The organism is Staphylococcus sp. HMSC061G12 (assembly GCF_001838465.1).
GTDB classification, from domain to species: domain Bacteria; phylum Bacillota; class Bacilli; order Staphylococcales; family Staphylococcaceae; genus Staphylococcus; species Staphylococcus simulans.
Genome location: NZ_KV837003.1, coordinates 1 through 767 on the forward strand (window position 1 = coordinate 1; position 767 = coordinate 767).

Annotated in this window: 1 protein-coding gene; it reads left to right on the forward strand. The window is 30.5% G+C overall.

The window, feature by feature from the left end; translation table 11 throughout:
• On the forward strand, positions 1-767 hold a 767-nt coding region (locus HMPREF2937_RS00455; protein ID WP_142351377.1), incomplete at both ends, for an ISL3 family transposase.

The window sequence follows — 767 nt, forward strand, 5'->3', positions numbered from 1 at the left end:
TATTTAGAATTAAAAAAGCAAAGATTCTTTTGTCGTGGCTGTCGACGTTCATTTGTATCAAAAACTTCGTTTGTCAAAAAGCATTATAACTTCTGCAATAATTTAATACTGCATCTTCTTTATCAAAGTGGAGAAAATAGATCGTGCAAAAGTATTGGATTAGATAATAACGTCAGTGCTACATCAGTAATACGTTATATTAATAAAATAGCCGGAAGTGTAAAGCTAGGACCTTTTAATAAACTACCTCAACACATCATGGTAGATGAATTTAAAAGCGTAAAAAATGTCATAGGTAAAATGAGCTTTATATATTGTGATGGTGATACGCATGAAATTATAGATATTCTTCCTGATCGAAGACAAAAAGCTTTGTTTGATTACTTTATGAGATTCGAAAAAACTGCTCGAGCAAGCGTTAAAACTGTAACGATGGATATGTATAGTCCTTATATTTCTTTATTCAAGAAGTTATTTCCAAACGCAGAAATTATTCTCGATCGTTTCCACCTCGTTCAAGCTTTGAACCGTGAATTGAACAAATGTCGTGTTAAGTGGATGAATCACTTCAAAAACACTCAACAACCTTTATATAATAAGCTTAAACATTTTTGGAAAATTATTCTCAAGCCTTCAGAATGTTTAAACAGTGTGGAATATTATTATCAAAGATTATTCAAAGGATTAGAATCAGAACAATCAATCGTAAATTATATACTAGATCAAGTTCCGGAATTAAAAGATATGTATATCAGAGTCAATATCAT